This is a genomic window from Ectopseudomonas chengduensis (assembly GCF_900102635.1).
Classification (GTDB): Bacteria; Pseudomonadota; Gammaproteobacteria; order Pseudomonadales; family Pseudomonadaceae; genus Aquipseudomonas; species Aquipseudomonas chengduensis.
On the sequence record NZ_FMZQ01000002.1, the window covers coordinates 73,634 to 89,079 of the forward strand.

A 15,446-nucleotide genomic window follows, 5' to 3' on the forward strand; every position below is an offset into this window, starting at 1 on the left:
GTGAAGTAGGCCCACCGGCAAGCCGGTTGTCCTTCTTCACTCTCCCTTATTCGCGCGGGCGCTCAACGGGCATCCTGCTCTGCGAGGCTGCCGGCTACCGCCGGTTGGAGGACACATGGGTGACGAGAATCGAATCACCAGGAAGGGCAGCCCGCCGATCAAGGTGTACTGCCTTCCAGAAGAACGCGAACTGATTGAGGCGAACGCCAAGATGGCGGGGATCAGCGTGGCGCGCTATCTGCGCGACGTAGGACAGGGCTACCAGGTCAAGGGAGTCATGGACTACCACTACGTGCGCGAGCTGGTGCGGGTGAATGGCGACCTTGGCCGGCTGGGCGGATTGCTCAAGCTCTGGCTGACCGACGATCCGCGCACTGCCCGTTTCGGCGATGCAACGATCCTCGCCCTGTTGGCTCGGATCGAAGCTACTCAGGATGAAATGAGTCGGCTTATGAAATCCGTGGTGCAGCCGAGGGCCGACCGTTGAGAGTTTTAGCGGCTAAATTTCCGTGTGCCGGACGCGACACGAGGCACTTCCAGGCCGCCGGCCTGAGCGTTATCAACTCTCGGGAGGACGCATAAGGCCAGGGACACCCCGTAAGGGCCGAGAGCAGAACCACCGAAGCCCGGGCCTCAGTGCCAAGGGCGATACCGATTAGCTAGTGGCGTAGCTCTTCGATGAAACCTTGCCGTGGGCAAGCGCGAGCTTGGTCAAGGCATTGCCTTTCTTTCATCGAATGGAGATTGCGACCATGAAGCACGTCCGTTTTTTAGCGGCTAAAACCGCGCTCGCCGCCGCTCTGGCCGGCAGCATCATCGTCACCCCGGCGCAGGCCGGCATCCCCGTCATCGACGGCGGCAACCTTGTGCAGAACGTCATGACCGCCATTGAGTCGGTGGCGCAGACGCTCAAGCAGATCGAGCAGTACCAGACCCAATTGCAGCAGTACGAAAACATGCTGCAAAACACCATGGCTCCGGCCGCCTATATCTGGGACCAGGCGCAGTCCACCATCAACGGACTGATGGCCGCCACCGACACGCTGAACTACTACCGGAATCAGCTCGGCAGCATCGATGCGTACCTGGGCAAGTTCCAGGATGTGGCCTATTACCGTGGTTCGCCTTGCTTCTCGGCCGCTGGGTGCTCGGATGCCGAGCGCGCCGCGATGGAGCAAAACCGCAGCCTGGCGAGCGAGAGTCAGAAGAAGGCGAACGACGCGCTTTTCAAGGGCCTGGAGCAACAGCAGCGCAACCTTTCCGCCGATGCTCGCCAGCTCGAACGGCTCCAGTCCGCCGCGCAGGGCGCGACCGGGCAGATGCAGGCCATCGGCTACGCCAACCAGCTCGCCGCCAACCAGGCAAACCAGCTTCTGCAAATCCGTGGCCTGCTGATCGCACAGCAGAACGCCGCGACGGCCAGGATGCAGGCGCAGGCCGACCTAGAGGCGCAACAGCAGGCCGCCGGCGCGACTTCCCGGGAGTCCAGGATCGAGCGGACGGCCAACCCGAGAAACTGGCTCGAACTGACCCGCTGACGGAGGCCCTGCACCATGAAGAAAACGATGCTGCTTACCGGCCTCGTGGTGGTGCTGGTGGCTGGGTGCGACAACAAGCCGGCCATCCCGCCCATGCCCGAGGTCAATGACACCAATTGCCAGATCGAGGCGATCAAGAAGATCGAGGACAGGGCCACGCGCGAGAAATTCGCCGGGCTGTGCTCGCGCCGGTCGCCGGCCGCCGGCGGCATCGCGCCGACCGAGAAGCCCATAAACTGGCTCGAACTGGCCGACCCGAAAGACCAGAAGGAGGCGAAGCCATGAAAACACTGCACAAGGCGGCGCTGATCGGCGTCGCCCTCGCGCTTTACTCCACCGCCGCATCGGCCCAACTCACCAATCAGGGGATGCTTGACCAGGTGGTGACGGAATTCGCCACGCGGGCCACGTCCTGGCAGACGGTGGTGATGAATGCCGCGATGTTCCTGTTCTGGACGCTGGGCACGATCTCTCTGGTTTTCACGTTCGGCTTCATGGCGCTACGCAAGGCTGACATTGGGGAGTTCTTCGCGGAGTTCATCAGGTTCATCCTGTTCTTCGGCTTCTTCCTCTGGCTGCTGCGCAACGGCCCGGCCTTCGCCAATTCGATCATCCAGTCATTGGCCCGGATCGGTGAGCAGGCGTCCGGGGTGGCATCGGTGACACCTTCGGGCATCGTGGATATCGGCTTCATGATCTTGAAGCAGGCATTCACAAACTCGTCGATCTGGTCGCCCGTGGATAGCTTCATCGGTGTGGCCTTGAGCGTCGGCATCCTGATCCTGCTGGCGGTTGTCGCCGTGAATATGCTGCTGCTGCTCGTCTCGGGCTGGCTGCTGATGTACGCCGGCATCTTCTTCCTCGGCTTCGGCGGCTCGCGTTGGACGTCCGACATGGCGATCAACTACTACAAGACCGTGCTGGGCGTGGCCGTACAGATCATGACGATGGTGCTCCTGGTCGGCATCGGGAACGACCTGCTTTCCAGTTTCTACGCCAGGATGAACACCGGCACGCTGAACTTTGAAGAGCTGGGCGTGATGCTGGTTTTCTGCGTGGCGTTGCTCATGCTGGTCAATCGCGTGCCGCCACTGGTCGCGGGCGTCATTTCCGGTACAGGCATTGGGAACGCTGGCGGCATCGGTAACTTCGGCGCAGGCGCTGCCGTCGGTGCGGCTATGGGCGCGGCAAGCATGGCCGCCGGTGCGGCAAGCGTGGCCGGTGCGGCCGTGATGGGTGGCGCAGCCTCGGCCGCCGGCGGCATGTCGGCGATCAAGGCAGCGTTCGAGAAAGCGGGATCGAGCGCCGGCGGCGAGTCGGGCGGAATGCCCATGCTCGGCGGCGGCTCCGATTCCGGCAGTGATGCCGGCTCGTTTGCACAAGCTGCTGGCTTTGGTGGCGGTTCAGGCTCAGGTGCGGGCACCACTACGCCACTTGCACAGGCCGCCGGCTTCGGCAGCAGCTCGGGCAGCGGTGCCAGCCGTTCGGTTGGTCGCAATGGGCAGCAGTCCGGTAAACCGGATGGAGGTTCCAGCTCAATGGGCAGCAGCGACGCCGGCGGCGCGAAAGCCTCGCACGGTGGCCAGCAGGCAGCACCAGGCAGCACCGGCCCCGGCTTGCTGGCCTCGGCCGCTGCGGCGCTCAGTACGGCGGGCCGCGTGACGGCCGACGCCGGCGCGAACCTGATGCAAGGCGTTGGCGAGGTTGCGAAGGCCAAGGCTGCCAGCATCCGCGACGCCGCTGTGGAGCGCATCGCAGACACCACCGGCGGGAAGATCGCGGCGGCTATCCGGGCCAGCGCAGAGAGCGACCAGGCCGCCGCTGTCGAGTCGGTGCCGACATTCGGCGGCAACAACCTGGCAGGGGCCGATTCGGCCGCTGCTGATCCTGATGATGAAGTGGCCGCGTTCGCCAACCGCGAGCACGGTAAATCGGAGACGTGACCATGAAACGTAGTGGCTTTTTCGACTGCCTGGCGCCCGACCAGGTGCAGCGGCCGGCGGTGGAGTTTGAGCTGCCTGGCGATCAATCAACCGAGCTTGATGCAGCGGCGGAAGTGGCGGCCTTCGTTGATCGTCCTGCCCCGTCTGTCATCGAGGCCACCAGGCCGGCGGCCAGGTCATCGAGCAACAGTTACAGCGGCAGCAACAGGAACACGCCACTGGCCGAGGCCGCCGGCTTCTACGGCACCGGCAGCCGATAAGCGCGCCGGCCGGCGTGGGGCCGGCCGACACTTCCACAACCCACCTGTTAGAGAGGTGAATCATGGCAACCCTGAATCCTACCAATGCAACGCAGGCCGTTCATCATGCAGCCGTGCAGCTCGCCGCGCTCGACTGGCTCGACCAGGACGCGGCGCGGCAGCTCGGGCCGCTCGCCGAGGCCGTGGCAAACGCCTTCATGGTCGTGTTCTACCAAGCCGAGACGGGGCAGGCGACGCCTGCTGACTTCCGTGAGGCATTGGAGGCGGTGCGGCAGTCACTCCGCGCCGCGTAGGCACGCGCACCAGGAACAGCAAGGGCGGCCAGTGGCCGCCCTTGTTATTTCCGGGCCTGCATCGTCAAAGGCGACGATGTGCGCCGGCGTGCTCGACCATCGCCAGATCGTGCGATGACGGCCGCTCTGGCCTTCTCCCTTGGCGTGGATCTCGCATCGTCGTTTCTAGCGATGAGATCCAGCGCACCAGAACGGCGCACGTCGATCTGCAGCACCGCCAGGAATCCAGCTCTCCTACTCGATGCCGTGCATGGCCTTCGCCCGTGCTGCGACGGCCTGTGCGTGTTCGATATAGGCCGGGTCGGCTGTGGCCTCGGCTTCGGCCAGGAAGGTGCTGATCGCCTCGGCCGAGGTCAGCGTCTCGGCCGGGTCGAAAGGCGTCAGCTCACGGCCAATGGTCGGCGCATCTACCCATTCGCGTTGTTCCGGCGGCAGTGGATACACGCCTGCGGCTTCTGCCTCGGCCAGCAGCTCGGCCAGGGTGTAGCGCACCTGGCCAGGCGTGACGGCGCGGGCCGGGTCGGCCTTCAAGGCGTCATAGGCCGGGCCGACCTTCTCATGCAGCCAGTTTTCCAGGTTCTTCGAGCCTGTCATCGGCTGGCCTCATCAAGCATGGATGCCAGGCGCTCCAGGTCATTAACCGATTGCGAGCGAAAGCGGCCGGTCAGCAGCTCGTGCAGCGCGGCCGGCGTCAATCCGAGAAGCGTAGCCGCTTGCTCGGTCGACAACTGTTGCGCCTTGATGGCCTCGCCGATCTTGGTGACGAGTCGGGTCTTGACCAGCATTTCGCCGGCGTCGGGATAGCCCAGGTCGGCATAGACGTTGGCGCTGCCCTGCTGAATGTTCGGAGTGTCGTCAGCGTTCAGGTCGGCCAGCAGCTCGGCGACTGTGGCGAACCGCCCCGAGACACGGCCGGCGCGGCTGTCTGCAATTGCTTCCTCGGTTTCCTTCCTGCCCATCGCACACCTCACGCTGATTTGCCTAGCCCGTCTCATCCAGATGAGGCCACAGAGAGCGCGGCTGTGAAGGCCAAAGAGTACTACGTTGCGTGTTTTCCCTGGAAGAAGACACGCCGACCACCTTCTTGGCGTAAACCATCTACAACCAGGTGGCTAGAGCACATGGCCTTGCCATCGAGCCGGTACCGCGAGCCCGCCCAACGCATGGCGCCGGCCGAATCCATGGCTTCGCGCACATGAGATTCGGGGTTCATTTGGGTGGATCAGATGGTAAACTTGGCCAAACTTTGGAAGACTTCGCCGCGCGACACCAAGCGAGCCGCCTGACATGAACCAACCTGATAGCGAAATTCTCACGCTGGATGAAGTGGCGGTCTACCTCAAGGCAGGGAAGAAGACCGTTTACCGGCTGGCCCAGCAGGGGGAGATACCGGGATTCAAGCTGGGCGGCACCTGGCGGTTTCGTCGCAGCGAGTTGGATTGCTGGATTGCCGCGCAGATAGCCGAGAAAACGCAGGACAAGACATGAGCGCCCCGAAAAACGATAGCAACCAGGCGGCCTCGCTCCGAGAGGGGGCTGCACGCCCATGAACGCCGTAGAAATCGAACAAGCCATCACCGACCTCGCGGAGCAGCCGTTCGACCGTGCAGAGTTCCCCTATGCCTTTCTTGAGGCGTTCGGCAACAAAGCGACCACCATCAAGCGCCTGCGTGCGGGGGCATCGAACAAGTCCGATCTCGGCGGTGTTCTCCAGACCAGCAACATCCACATCCTGACCTGCGACGCAGGGCGGGTCACGCAGACGCTGGCCGCCCTCAAGGCCAGCCCGGCGACGGCCAAGGCCAAGGCGAAGTTCATCCTCGCCACCGACGGCACGGACTTCGAGGCCGAAGACCTGACCAGCGGCGAGACCGTCGCCTGCGCCTTCGAGGACTTTCCCGACCACTTCGGCTTCTTCCTGCCGCTGGCGGGCATCAGCACCGTCCGCCAGATCAGCGAGAACGCCTTCGACATCCGGGCCACCAGCCGCCTGAATCGCCTGTACGTCGAACTGCTGAAGGACAACCCGGAATGGGGCACGGCGGAGCGTCGCCACGACATGAACAAGTTCATGGCGCGGCTGATCTTCTGCTTCTTCGCCGAGGACACCGACATCTTCGTCGGCAAGGGCCGCTTCACCGAAACCGTCGCGCAGATGAGCGCCAGGGACTCATCGAACACGCACGAGGTTCTCGCCACGTTGTTCCGCGCCATGAACACCAAGCGCGACGACCGGGCTGCCGCCAGGATTCCCCGGTGGGCCGAAGACTTCCCCTACGTCAACGGGCAGTTGTTCTCCGGCGGCGACGAGGTGCCGCGGTTCAGCAAGATTGCCCGGTCCTACCTGTTGCATGTCGGTGGGTTGGACTGGACCAAGATCAACCCCGACATCTTCGGTTCGATGATCCAGGCCGTTGCCGAAGACGAGGAGCGCGGCGAGCTGGGGATGCACTACACCAGTGTCCCCAACATCCTCAAGGTTCTCAATCCGCTGTTCCTCGACGACCTGCGGGAGAAGCTGGAGGAAGCGGACGATAACGCCCGCATGTTGCTCAACCTGCGCAAACGCATTGCCAAGATCAGGGTCTTCGACCCGGCCTGCGGTTCGGGCAACTTCCTGGTCATCGCTTACAAGGAAATGCGCGCTATCGAGGCAGAGATCAACCGGCGGCGCGGCGAGCCGGATCGTGCATCAGAAATCCCGGTCACCAACTTTCGCGGGATCGAGCTACGCGATTTCCCGGCGGAAATCGCCCGCCTTGCGCTGGTCATTGCTGAGTATCAGTGCGATGTGCTGTATCGGGGCCAGAAGCTGGCCCTGGCCGAGTTTCTGCCACTGCGCAATGAGAACTGGATCACCTGCGGCAACGCGCTGCGGCTGGACTGGCTGAGCATTTGCCCGCCAGCGGGTACCGGAGTGAAGGTGCAGGCCGATGATCTTTTTCGCACGCCGCTAGATCAAGCCGAGATCGACTTCGAGAACGAGGGGGGCGAGACGTATATCTGTGGCAATCCCCCCTATCTCGGCAGTCGATGGAGAGACAAGGAGCAGCAAGACGACTTGGCGGCCTTATTCGCTGGTCGCGCGCCTAGTTTCAAGGACTTGGACTATGTCGCCGCTTGGTACTTGAAGGCTGCAGATTATCTTCACGCCGTACCCGATTGTTGCTGTGCGTTTGTCGCCACTAAGTCGATTTGTCAAGGCGAGCAAGTCGCCATGCTATGGCCTCTGATCTTTGGTCAAGGTCTGGAAATATCCTTCGCTTACCGACCCTTTCATTGGAGCAATCTGGCGGCCGCAAACGCGGGCGTGACTGTAGTTATTGTTGGCATCGCGTCCGCGCGTTCGAGCAAGAAAACTCTTTTTGAGGGTGATGAAAAGCGCGTCGTAGACAGCATCGGACCTTACCTGATTCCAGTCGGAAACATCATCGTTCAAAAGGCTCCTAGACCCTTAAATGGCTTGCCTCGGATGGACTACGGAAACAAGCCTACAGATGGCGGTAACCTGATATTGGACAGGGCCACGAAGGACGGCCTTGTTGCGGCACGCCCCGAAGCTGCTCGGTTCATAAGAGCATATGTCGGCTCCACCGAGTTCATCAATGGCGTGCCACGCTTCTGCCTGTGGGTTGAAGATAAGGAAGTTGATGACGCACGCTTAGTGCCCGAAATTTGTGAGAGGTTTGAGAACGTACGAAAGCTCAGAGCCGAAAGTAAGGGGCAGCAGGCGAACGCGAATGCAGACACGCCCCATCGGTTTGTCTTCGCGCCTCATCGATCTGGGAGCGCGCTGATTATTCCTCGCGTTTCTTCCGAACGCCGCCCGTACCTGCCTGTAGGGATTGTCGATGATGCGACAGTAATTTCTGATCGGGCTGCGGTGATCTACAGGCCTGAAACGTGGTTGCTCGGTATCGTGGCTAGCCGTATGCATTTGGTCTGGATTGCTACTGTATGCGTGCGCATGAGAATGGACTTTTCTTATTCAAACACTCTCGGCTGGCACACATTCCCAGTGCCGACACTGACCGAGAAAAACAAGGCCGATCTCACGCGCTGCGCGGAGGACATCCTGCTGGCGCGGGAGCATCACTTCCCCGCGACCATCGCGGACCTGTACGACCCCGAGAACATGCCCGCTGACCTGCGTGCCGCCCATGAGCGTAACGACGAAGTGCTGGAGCGCATCTACATCGGTCGGCGCTTCAAGAACGACACTGAGCGGCTGGAAAAACTGTTCGACCTTTACACCAAGATGACCGCTTCGGCTGCACTGGCCAAGGGCAAGAAGCGCAAAGCGGGAGCCAACGCATGAGCGACAAGATCAAGTCCGTACCGTCCGTTTCCGTCACCTACGCCCGAAACGGCGTATCGACCAAGGCCAATGCGCTTGGCATGCGGCCCATGCAGGAGCGGGCCTACGAGAAGCGGGGAGAGCAATACCTGCTGATCAAGTCGCCACCCGCATCGGGCAAGAGCCGTGCGCTGATGTTCGTGGCACTCGACAAGCTCAATAACCAAGGCTTGAAGCAGGCCATCATCGTTGTACCGGAAAAGTCCATCGGTGCTAGCTTCAACGACGAGCCGCTGTCGAAGTACGGTTTCTGGTCCGACTGGCACGTCGAACCCAAGTGGAACCTGTGCAACGCGCCGGGCAATGACAACGGCGGCAAGGTCAAGTCGTTGGGCGCCTTCCTTGAAGGTGACGACAAGGTGCTGGTCTGCACCCACGCGACCTTCCGTTTCGCGGTCGATGCCTACGGCGTGGAAGCGTTCGATGATCGACTGATCGCGGTCGATGAGTTCCACCACGTTTCGGCCAACCCGGACAACAAGCTCGGCTTGCACCTAGGGCAGTTCTTCGCGCGGGGCAAGACACACATCGTTGCCATGACCGGCTCCTACTTCCGTGGCGACGCCGAGGCCGTGCTTGCACCGCAGGATGAGTCGAAGTTCGATACCGTCACCTACACCTACTACGAACAGCTCAACGGCTACGAGTACCTCAAGCAACTCGACATCGGCTACTTCTTCTACAGCGGGCCTTACGTCGACGACATCCTCAATGTCCTTGATCCCGCCGAGAAGACCATCATCCACATCCCGAATGTCAATTCGCGCGAGAGCACGAAGGACAAGATGCGGGAAGTGGAGCACATCATCGAGGCGCTGGGTGAATGGCAAGGCATCGACCCTGCGACCGGCTTCCAACGTGTCAAGCGCCCCGATGGCCGCGTGCTGCGGATCGCCGATCTCGTCGATGACGATGCCGCCAAGCGCGACCGCGTGTCCGCCTCACTCAAAGACCCGGCGCAGAAGAACAACCGCGACCATGTGGACATCATCATCGCGCTGGGCATGGCGAAGGAAGGCTTCGATTGGATTTGGTGCGAACATGCGCTGACCGTGGGCTACCGCGCCAGCCTGACCGAGATCGTGCAGATCATCGGCCGAGCTACCCGCGACGCGCCCGGCAAGACCCGCGCGAGGTTCACCAACCTGATCGCCGAGCCGGACGCAGCCGAGGAAGCTGTCACCGAGGCCGTTAACGATACGTTAAAGGCCATCGCGGCGAGCCTGCTGATGGAGCAGGTTCTAGCTCCGCGCTTCGAGTTCAAGCCCAAGAACCCCGACAGCGGCCCGACGCCGGGCTTTAACTACGGCGAGGGGGGCTATGACCCGGACCGCTGCAATGTCGGTGTCAATGAGCAGACAGGGGCGTACCAAATCGAAATCAAGGGCCTCGCCGAGCCCAAGAGCAAGGAGGCGGCGCGAATCTGTCAGGAAGACTTGAACGAAGTTATCGCGGCCTTCGTGCAGGACAAGCCCACCATCGAGCGCGGCCTGTTCGATGAGGAGCTGGTGCCCGAGGAGCTGACGCAGGTTCGCATGGGCAAGATCATCAAGGACAAGTATCCCGAGCTTGACGCCGAAGATCAGGAGGCCGTGCGCCAGCACGCCATCGCCGCCCTCAACCTCACGCAGCAGGCCAAGCGGCTAGTCACCGAAGGTGAGAGCGACGGGTCACCCAACACCGCCCTGATCGACGGCGTGCGCCGCTTCGCGATGGACGTGCGCGAGTTGGACATCGACCTTATCGACCGCATCAACCCCTTCGGCGAAGCCTACGCCATCCTCGCCAAGACTATGAGCGAGGACAGCTTAAAGCAGGTCGCGGCAGCCATCTCGGCCAAGCGCACGAGCCTGACGCCGGACGAGGCGAAGGAGATGGCTGTTCGCGCCGTTCAGTTCAAGAAGGAGCGCGGACGCATTCCTGCACTCGATTCCCAGGATGCCTGGGAGCGACGCATGGCCGAAGGCGCGGTCGCCTTTATGCGATTCAAGGCGGAGGGGCGCTATGAGTAACTCCGATCTTGACGAACTCGCTGCGGAGCTTGCCGAGTTCGCACCGCCCGAGGCTAAAGGCGGACGGCCAGCCAGTGAGGAGCGCGTCATCGCGGGCTTCGAGGAAATCCAACGCTTCACCGAGAAGCACGGGCGTGTGCCGCAGCATGGTGAGGATCGCGACATATTCGAGCGCCTCTACGCCGTGCGCCTGGACCGCTTGCGTGCGCTCCCGGACTGCCGCGCCCTGCTGGAGTCGCTGGACCATCAGGGCTTGCTTGCCGGGGCGCCTGCCGTTGTCGTTTCGGCAGATGAAGCCATCGATATCGACGACCTGGCTGCCGAGTTGGCGGGCGTAGCCGAGGCGGACGACATCACGGTCCTGCGCCATGTCCGCACCAGCGCCGACAAGCGCGCAGCCGAGGAGATCGCGGATCGCAAGCCTTGCGAAGACTTCGAAGCGTTCAAGCCACTGTTCGAGCGCGTAGCGACGGAAGTCAAGACCGGCTTGCGCCAATCCCAGCCCATAGAGGCGGGCCGCCGAGCGATTGAGGCCGGGGACTTTTTCGTTCTCGATGGAATCACGCTCTACGTTGCCGAGGTCGGCGAGCCATTGAAGACCACCGCCGGGGAAGTGGACCGCCGCCTGCGCCTCATCTTCTCCAACGGCACCGAGAGCAATCTGCTGTTGCGCTCGCTCCAGCGCGCTTTTTACAACGACCCCGCCGCGCGGCGGCTGGCCTCGCCCGAGAGCGGACAACTCTCCTTCGGCGGCGAGCTTGAAGCCGACGATGTCGAAAGCGGCACGATCTACGTCCTGCGCTCTCTCTCCGATCATCCCTATGTCGCGCAGCACCGCGACATCATCCACAAGATGGGCGTGACCGGCGGCAGGGTGGAGACGCGCATCGCCAACGCCGAACACGATTCCACCTACCTGCTGGCGAAGGTCGAAGTGGTGGCGACCTACAAGCTCGCGGGCATCAACCGCACCCGGATGGAGAACCTGTTCCACAGGCTATTCGCGCCCGCACGGTTGAACATCACTATCAACGACCGCTTCGGTCATCCTGTGCAGCCTGAGGAATGGTTCCTAGTGCCACTTCATGTGATCGACGAGGCCGTTCAGCGCATTCGAGACGGATCGATTACCGAGTTTATCTATGACCCGAAGACCGCTCGACTGGTGGGCTACGCGCGGACTCACTATAAGGATGAACCATGATGGAAAGTCTGCGACCGAAGCAGTCAGAGGCTCGATCCATGGTCTTTGCAGAAGGGGCGCAGTGGGTCCGCGCTGACTTTCATCTGCATACCCGAGCGGACCGTGAATTCAAGTTCACGGGCGATGACAACTTCTACAACAGCAACTATGTGGATGCGTTGGAGAAAGCGGGCATCCGATTGGGCGTCATCACCAACCACAACAAGTTCGACTTCGAAGAATTCAAAGCACTGCGCAAGACGGCCCAGAAGAAGGGTATTGCGCTGCTGCCAGGCGTCGAGTTGTCGGTCAATGACGGGGCTAATGGCATCCACACGCTTGTTGTGTTCTCCGACGAATGGATCGATGAACATAATTACATCAACCCCTTCCTGACCAGCGCATTCGAAGGCAAAACGCCCGCGCAGTACGAGCAGGAGAACGGGCGCACTTCATGGTCGCTTCTGGAGACCATCAAGAAGCTGGAAGGCTATCACCGGGACTTCTTTCTTGTCTTCGCCCATGTCGAAGCCCCGAGTGGGCTGTGGGCGGAGCTGGATGGCGGCCGGCTGACTGAGTTGGGGCAAAACGAGTTCTTCCGACGCAGAACGCTGGCTTTTCAGAAGGTACGCACGCACGACGGCGCAGGCAAAGACAAACCCTGCCGCACCAAGATTCAAAGCTGGCTACAGAGCTGGTACCCCGCCGAACTGGAAGGCAGCGACCCCAAGAGTGTCGATGAAATCGGTCGAGGCAAAGCCAGCTACCTGAAGCTGGGCGAACTGTCCTTCGAGGCGGTCAAGTTTGCCTTGAGCGATCCGGCTGGGCGGGTAGCCATGGAGCCGCCAAAACATCAAGCGTCGCACATCCGCAGCATCCGCTTCGACGGCGGCATTCTCGACGGGCAGATGTTGCATTTCTCTTCCGAACTCAACACGTTGATCGGCATCCGAGGCAGCGGCAAATCATCCATCCTGGAGGCAGTGCGCTACGCCCTCGACATTCCACGCGGCGAGAAGGCGCAGGACACCAAGTACAAGGATGAGTTGATCCGCCATACCCTCGGCAGTGGCGGCAAGGTGACGTTGACGGCCTGCGATGTGTATGGGCAGGAGTTCACCATCTCCCGTATCTTCCGCGAAGCGCCGAACGTCTACTTGGGCGGCAAGTTGCAGCCCGGCGTGTCGATCCGAGAGACCGTACTGCGTCGCCCGATCTATTTTGGTCAGAAGGACCTCTCCAGCACCGGCGAAGGCTTCGAGACCGACCTGGTAGAAAAGCTGGTTGGCGAGAAGCTACGTGTGCTGCGTGACGAAATAGAGGTTCAACGCCAGCGCGTGCGCGACGCTGCTCAGCGCTGGCTCAAGCTCAGCAACACGGCCGAACTCAAGCGCGACTTCGAGACCCAACTAAATGATGCCAACTTCCGTATGACCAAGTTCGCGGAGCACGGCGTCGCCGACAAGCTCCAAAAGCGCCTCGGATTCCAGCAGGACGCTACTGCGCTAGCACGCATGAAGGAGCGGGCAGACAGCTTCCTCCTCGCCTTAGGGCAATTGATTGCCGAACATGAGGACGAGTTGCGCAACGCGACGAGTTACGTGTCCAAGCAGAACCCGGATTTCTTCGCAGCCTACTACGTCGAGTTCTCCAACCTCGTGGCCAAGGTCGATCAGCTCAAGCAGATCGAGCAAGACGCGCGAGCCATTGCGGGGCGCCTCAAGACCAAGCAGAGCGAGTTTGAAGGTGCAAGCAAGAGCCTTCAGGAGGAGTTCGCACAAGTCGAGCGTCAACTAGCTCAGGAACTCAAGCAAACCGGCATGACAGCCATTCAGCCGGACGACTTCCTGGCCCAGCAGCAGCGCAAAACCAAGGCGGAGCAAATGCTGGAGGCGCTGGCCAAGCAGGAATCACAGCAGACCAGCATCCGCGACGCGCTGTTTGCCGAGATCGACAAACTCAATGAACTATGGCTGCGCGAGTTCAACACCATCAAGGTAGAGCTGGACCGCGTGAACGCTGGCCACACCGCCCTGCAGATCGAAGCGGACTTCAAGGGCGACAAGGAAGCCGCCATCAGCTTCATGCAGCAGCTCTTCAAGGGCAGCAACATTCGCGAAACCACGCTGCGCGCAGTGATGGAGGACTATGCCGATTTCGGCGGCCTCCTGCGTGCCCTGCCGGGAGCCTTGGCGAAGGCCGGCAGCACCCCCGAGGTCTTCGAAAAGACCTTCATGCAGAACCTGACCGATTTCGTCACCTGGCAGGTGCCCAACCGCTTCGTCATCCGCTATCGCGGCAAAGAGTTGAAGCACCACTCTCTCGGGCAGCGCGCTTCGGCGCTGTTGCTGTACGTGCTCAGTCAACGCCAGAACGACGTGATCATCATCGACCAACCGGAAGACGATCTGGACAACCAGACCATTTACGACGATGTGATCAAGCTGCTACGCGAAATGAAGCCTCACGCCCAATTCATCTTCGCCACCCACAACGCCAACTTCCCGGTGCTGGGTGACGCGGAACAGGTGCACGCCTGCCAATACCAGGACGAGGAGGTCGCCACGCGAAGCGGCAGCATCGACGCCCGCCCGGTGCAGGACGCCATCATCAACATCATGGAAGGAGGCCAGGAAGCCTTCAACCGTCGCAAAGAGGTCTACAACCTATGGAAACCACAGAGCTGATCGACCTGCTCAGCCGGGGCGAGGACAGTCGGCAGCAGTTCAAGACGGACATCAACAATGCCGACGCCTTGGCAGCAGAGATCGTTGCCTTCAGCAACACCGCTGGTGGTCGCATCTTCATTGGGGTGAACGACGACGGTTCGGTGCGCGGTCTATCCGGCGCCGACGTTGCTCGTCTCAACATGCTCATCGCCAACGTGGCCTCGCAGGTCGTGCGTCCCGCCGTGAACCCGCTCACGGAAAACGTGCCCCACCCGGCAGGCACTGTGCTGGTGCTCTCCATCGCTGAAGGCGTCAACAAGCCCTACATGGACAAGAACGGCGCGATTTGGGTGAAGAACGGCTCGGACAAGCGCCGCGCCACCTCGCGCGAGGAATTGCAGCGCCTGTTCCAGCAGGCGGGTTTGGTGCACGCCGACGAAACGCCCGTAGCGGGCTTGAGCGCGGGCGATGTGGACATGCCCTATTTCGAAACCTTCTTCGAGCAGCAATTCGGTGAGCCGCTCGCCCAGCATAACCAGCCGCTGCCGCAGTTGCTGACCAACATGAACCTGATGAACCAGGGGCAGCTCAACGTGGCGGGCGGTCTGCTGTTCGCCAAATCACCGCACTACGCGCTACCCGCCTTCGTCGTCAAGGCCGTCGCCTTTGTCGGCACCCAGATTGAGGACGAACGCTACATCGACAGCCGCGACATCGTCGGCAAGCTGGCCGACGTGTTCCAGCAGACGCTGGGCTTTATTGTCGCCAACACCCGCGCTGCGCAGGGCGAGCAGGGCTTCAACTCCCAGGGGCAGCCTGAGATTCCCCGCATCGTCTGGGAAGAGCTGGTCGCCAACGCCCTCATTCACCGCGACTACTTCGTCAGCGCGCCGATCCGCGTACTGGTCTTCGCGGATCGTGTCGAGATCATCAGCCCTGGCCACCTGCCCAACAACCTGACTATCGAGAACATCAAGGCCGGCAACTCCAATATGCGAAACCCCATCCTGGCGTCCTTTGCCGCCAAGCTCCTGCCTTATCGCGGATTGGGTAGCGGCTTGCTGCGCTCACTGCGGGCATGGCCGCAGATCGAACTCATCGATGATCGGGCCGGCAATCTGTTCAAGGCTATCGTGGCGCGTCCCAGCGTGCTGGAGCCGGCCGGAAGTTCTTGACTGATCGGCTGGGAGG

At 61.6% G+C, this 15,446-nt stretch carries 14 protein-coding genes; 12 read left to right on the top strand and 2 right to left on the bottom strand.

Annotated features, from left to right (window positions below; translation table 11 throughout):
• Positions 1-115 precede the first annotated feature (115 nt).
• The 6 genes from traJ (at position 116) to BLS08_RS04950 (ending at position 4,034) form a co-directional block, all read left to right on the top strand.
• A complete protein-coding gene (gene traJ / locus BLS08_RS04925) occupies positions 116-487 on the top strand; it encodes a conjugal transfer transcriptional regulator TraJ (protein WP_090336134.1) in 372 nt (123 codons plus the stop codon).
• A 265-nt stretch (positions 488-752) separates the two neighbouring features.
• A complete protein-coding gene (trbJ, locus tag BLS08_RS04930; RefSeq protein WP_033996778.1) occupies positions 753-1,538 on the top strand; it encodes a P-type conjugative transfer protein TrbJ in 786 nt (261 codons plus the stop codon).
• A gap of 15 nt (positions 1,539-1,553) precedes the next feature.
• The gene (gene trbK / locus BLS08_RS04935; protein WP_090336136.1) at positions 1,554-1,823 is read left to right on the top strand and encodes an entry exclusion lipoprotein TrbK; all 270 of its coding nucleotides are present in this window, start codon (positions 1,554-1,556) and stop codon (positions 1,821-1,823) included.
• Positions 1,820-3,481: a P-type conjugative transfer protein TrbL gene (gene trbL, locus BLS08_RS04940; protein ID WP_090336137.1), complete on the top strand. Its 1,662-nt coding sequence runs from the start codon at positions 1,820-1,822 to the stop codon at positions 3,479-3,481. Before trbK ends, trbL begins: the two co-directional genes overlap by 4 nt.
• Positions 3,482-3,483: 2 nt before the next feature.
• Complete coding sequence (locus BLS08_RS04945; protein WP_090336139.1) at positions 3,484-3,741, top strand: hypothetical protein; 258 nt, start codon at positions 3,484-3,486, stop codon at positions 3,739-3,741.
• A gap of 62 nt (positions 3,742-3,803) precedes the next feature.
• Complete coding sequence (locus tag BLS08_RS04950) at positions 3,804-4,034, top strand: type I toxin-antitoxin system ptaRNA1 family toxin (protein WP_090336141.1); 231 nt, start codon at positions 3,804-3,806, stop codon at positions 4,032-4,034.
• A 234-nt stretch (positions 4,035-4,268) separates the two neighbouring features.
• Here the strand turns inward: BLS08_RS04950 and BLS08_RS04955 are convergent, their stop codons facing one another.
• Both BLS08_RS04955 and BLS08_RS04960 read right to left on the bottom strand, forming a co-directional pair.
• Positions 4,269-4,628, bottom strand: coding sequence for a helix-turn-helix domain-containing protein (locus BLS08_RS04955; RefSeq protein ID WP_090336142.1), 360 nt, complete (start codon positions 4,626-4,628; stop codon positions 4,269-4,271).
• Positions 4,625-4,993, bottom strand: a complete 369-nt coding sequence (locus tag BLS08_RS04960) for a helix-turn-helix domain-containing protein (protein WP_090336144.1) — start codon at positions 4,991-4,993, stop codon at positions 4,625-4,627. The genes BLS08_RS04955 and BLS08_RS04960 overlap by 4 nt, the downstream gene beginning before the upstream one ends.
• A 328-nt stretch (positions 4,994-5,321) precedes the next feature.
• Here BLS08_RS04960 and mads1 point away from each other — a divergent pair, with 328 nt between their 5' ends.
• From mads1 to BLS08_RS04990, 6 genes are read left to right on the top strand one after another with little or no spacing between them, the layout of a single operon-like run.
• The gene (mads1, locus tag BLS08_RS04965; RefSeq protein WP_063570099.1) at positions 5,322-5,522 is read left to right on the top strand and encodes a methylation-associated defense system helix-turn-helix domain-containing protein MAD1; all 201 of its coding nucleotides are present in this window, start codon (positions 5,322-5,324) and stop codon (positions 5,520-5,522) included.
• 58 nt (positions 5,523-5,580) lie between these two features.
• Positions 5,581-8,352, top strand: coding sequence for a class I SAM-dependent DNA methyltransferase (locus BLS08_RS04970; protein ID WP_090336146.1), 2,772 nt, complete (start codon positions 5,581-5,583; stop codon positions 8,350-8,352).
• Positions 8,349-10,403, top strand: coding sequence for a DEAD/DEAH box helicase (locus BLS08_RS04975; protein ID WP_090336148.1), 2,055 nt, complete (start codon positions 8,349-8,351; stop codon positions 10,401-10,403). The genes BLS08_RS04970 and BLS08_RS04975 overlap by 4 nt, the downstream gene beginning before the upstream one ends.
• The gene (locus BLS08_RS04980; protein ID WP_090336150.1) at positions 10,396-11,607 is read left to right on the top strand and encodes a GIY-YIG nuclease family protein; all 1,212 of its coding nucleotides are present in this window, start codon (positions 10,396-10,398) and stop codon (positions 11,605-11,607) included. Before BLS08_RS04975 ends, BLS08_RS04980 begins: the two co-directional genes overlap by 8 nt.
• Positions 11,608-11,645: 38 nt before the next feature.
• Positions 11,646-14,273, top strand: a complete 2,628-nt coding sequence (locus tag BLS08_RS04985) for a TrlF family AAA-like ATPase (protein ID WP_169886833.1) — start codon at positions 11,646-11,648, stop codon at positions 14,271-14,273.
• Complete coding sequence (locus BLS08_RS04990; protein WP_090336154.1) at positions 14,255-15,430, top strand: RNA-binding domain-containing protein; 1,176 nt, start codon at positions 14,255-14,257, stop codon at positions 15,428-15,430. The genes BLS08_RS04985 and BLS08_RS04990 overlap by 19 nt, the downstream gene beginning before the upstream one ends.
• The last annotated feature ends 16 nt before the right edge of the window (positions 15,431-15,446 follow it).

Excerpts from the sequence above, each read along its gene's own strand:
- traJ (WP_090336134.1), top strand. The coding sequence starts at position 116 with ATGGGTGACGAGAATCGAATCACCAGGAAGGGCAGCCCGCCGATCAAG.
- trbJ (WP_033996778.1), top strand. The coding sequence starts at position 753 with ATGAAGCACGTCCGTTTTTTAGCGGCTAAAACCGCGCTCGCCGCCGCT.
- trbK (WP_090336136.1), top strand. The coding sequence starts at position 1,554 with ATGAAGAAAACGATGCTGCTTACCGGCCTCGTGGTGGTGCTGGTGGCT.
- trbL (WP_090336137.1), top strand. The coding sequence starts at position 1,820 with ATGAAAACACTGCACAAGGCGGCGCTGATCGGCGTCGCCCTCGCGCTT.
- BLS08_RS04945 (WP_090336139.1), top strand. The coding sequence starts at position 3,484 with ATGAAACGTAGTGGCTTTTTCGACTGCCTGGCGCCCGACCAGGTGCAG.
- BLS08_RS04950 (WP_090336141.1), top strand. The coding sequence starts at position 3,804 with ATGGCAACCCTGAATCCTACCAATGCAACGCAGGCCGTTCATCATGCA.
- BLS08_RS04955 (WP_090336142.1), bottom strand. The coding sequence starts at position 4,628 with ATGACAGGCTCGAAGAACCTGGAAAACTGGCTGCATGAGAAGGTCGGC.
- BLS08_RS04960 (WP_090336144.1), bottom strand. The coding sequence starts at position 4,993 with ATGGGCAGGAAGGAAACCGAGGAAGCAATTGCAGACAGCCGCGCCGGC.
- mads1 (WP_063570099.1), top strand. The coding sequence starts at position 5,322 with ATGAACCAACCTGATAGCGAAATTCTCACGCTGGATGAAGTGGCGGTC.
- BLS08_RS04970 (WP_090336146.1), top strand. The coding sequence starts at position 5,581 with ATGAACGCCGTAGAAATCGAACAAGCCATCACCGACCTCGCGGAGCAG.
- BLS08_RS04975 (WP_090336148.1), top strand. The coding sequence starts at position 8,349 with ATGAGCGACAAGATCAAGTCCGTACCGTCCGTTTCCGTCACCTACGCC.
- BLS08_RS04980 (WP_090336150.1), top strand. The coding sequence starts at position 10,396 with ATGAGTAACTCCGATCTTGACGAACTCGCTGCGGAGCTTGCCGAGTTC.
- BLS08_RS04985 (WP_169886833.1), top strand. The coding sequence starts at position 11,646 with ATGGTCTTTGCAGAAGGGGCGCAGTGGGTCCGCGCTGACTTTCATCTG.
- BLS08_RS04990 (WP_090336154.1), top strand. The coding sequence starts at position 14,255 with ATGGAAACCACAGAGCTGATCGACCTGCTCAGCCGGGGCGAGGACAGT.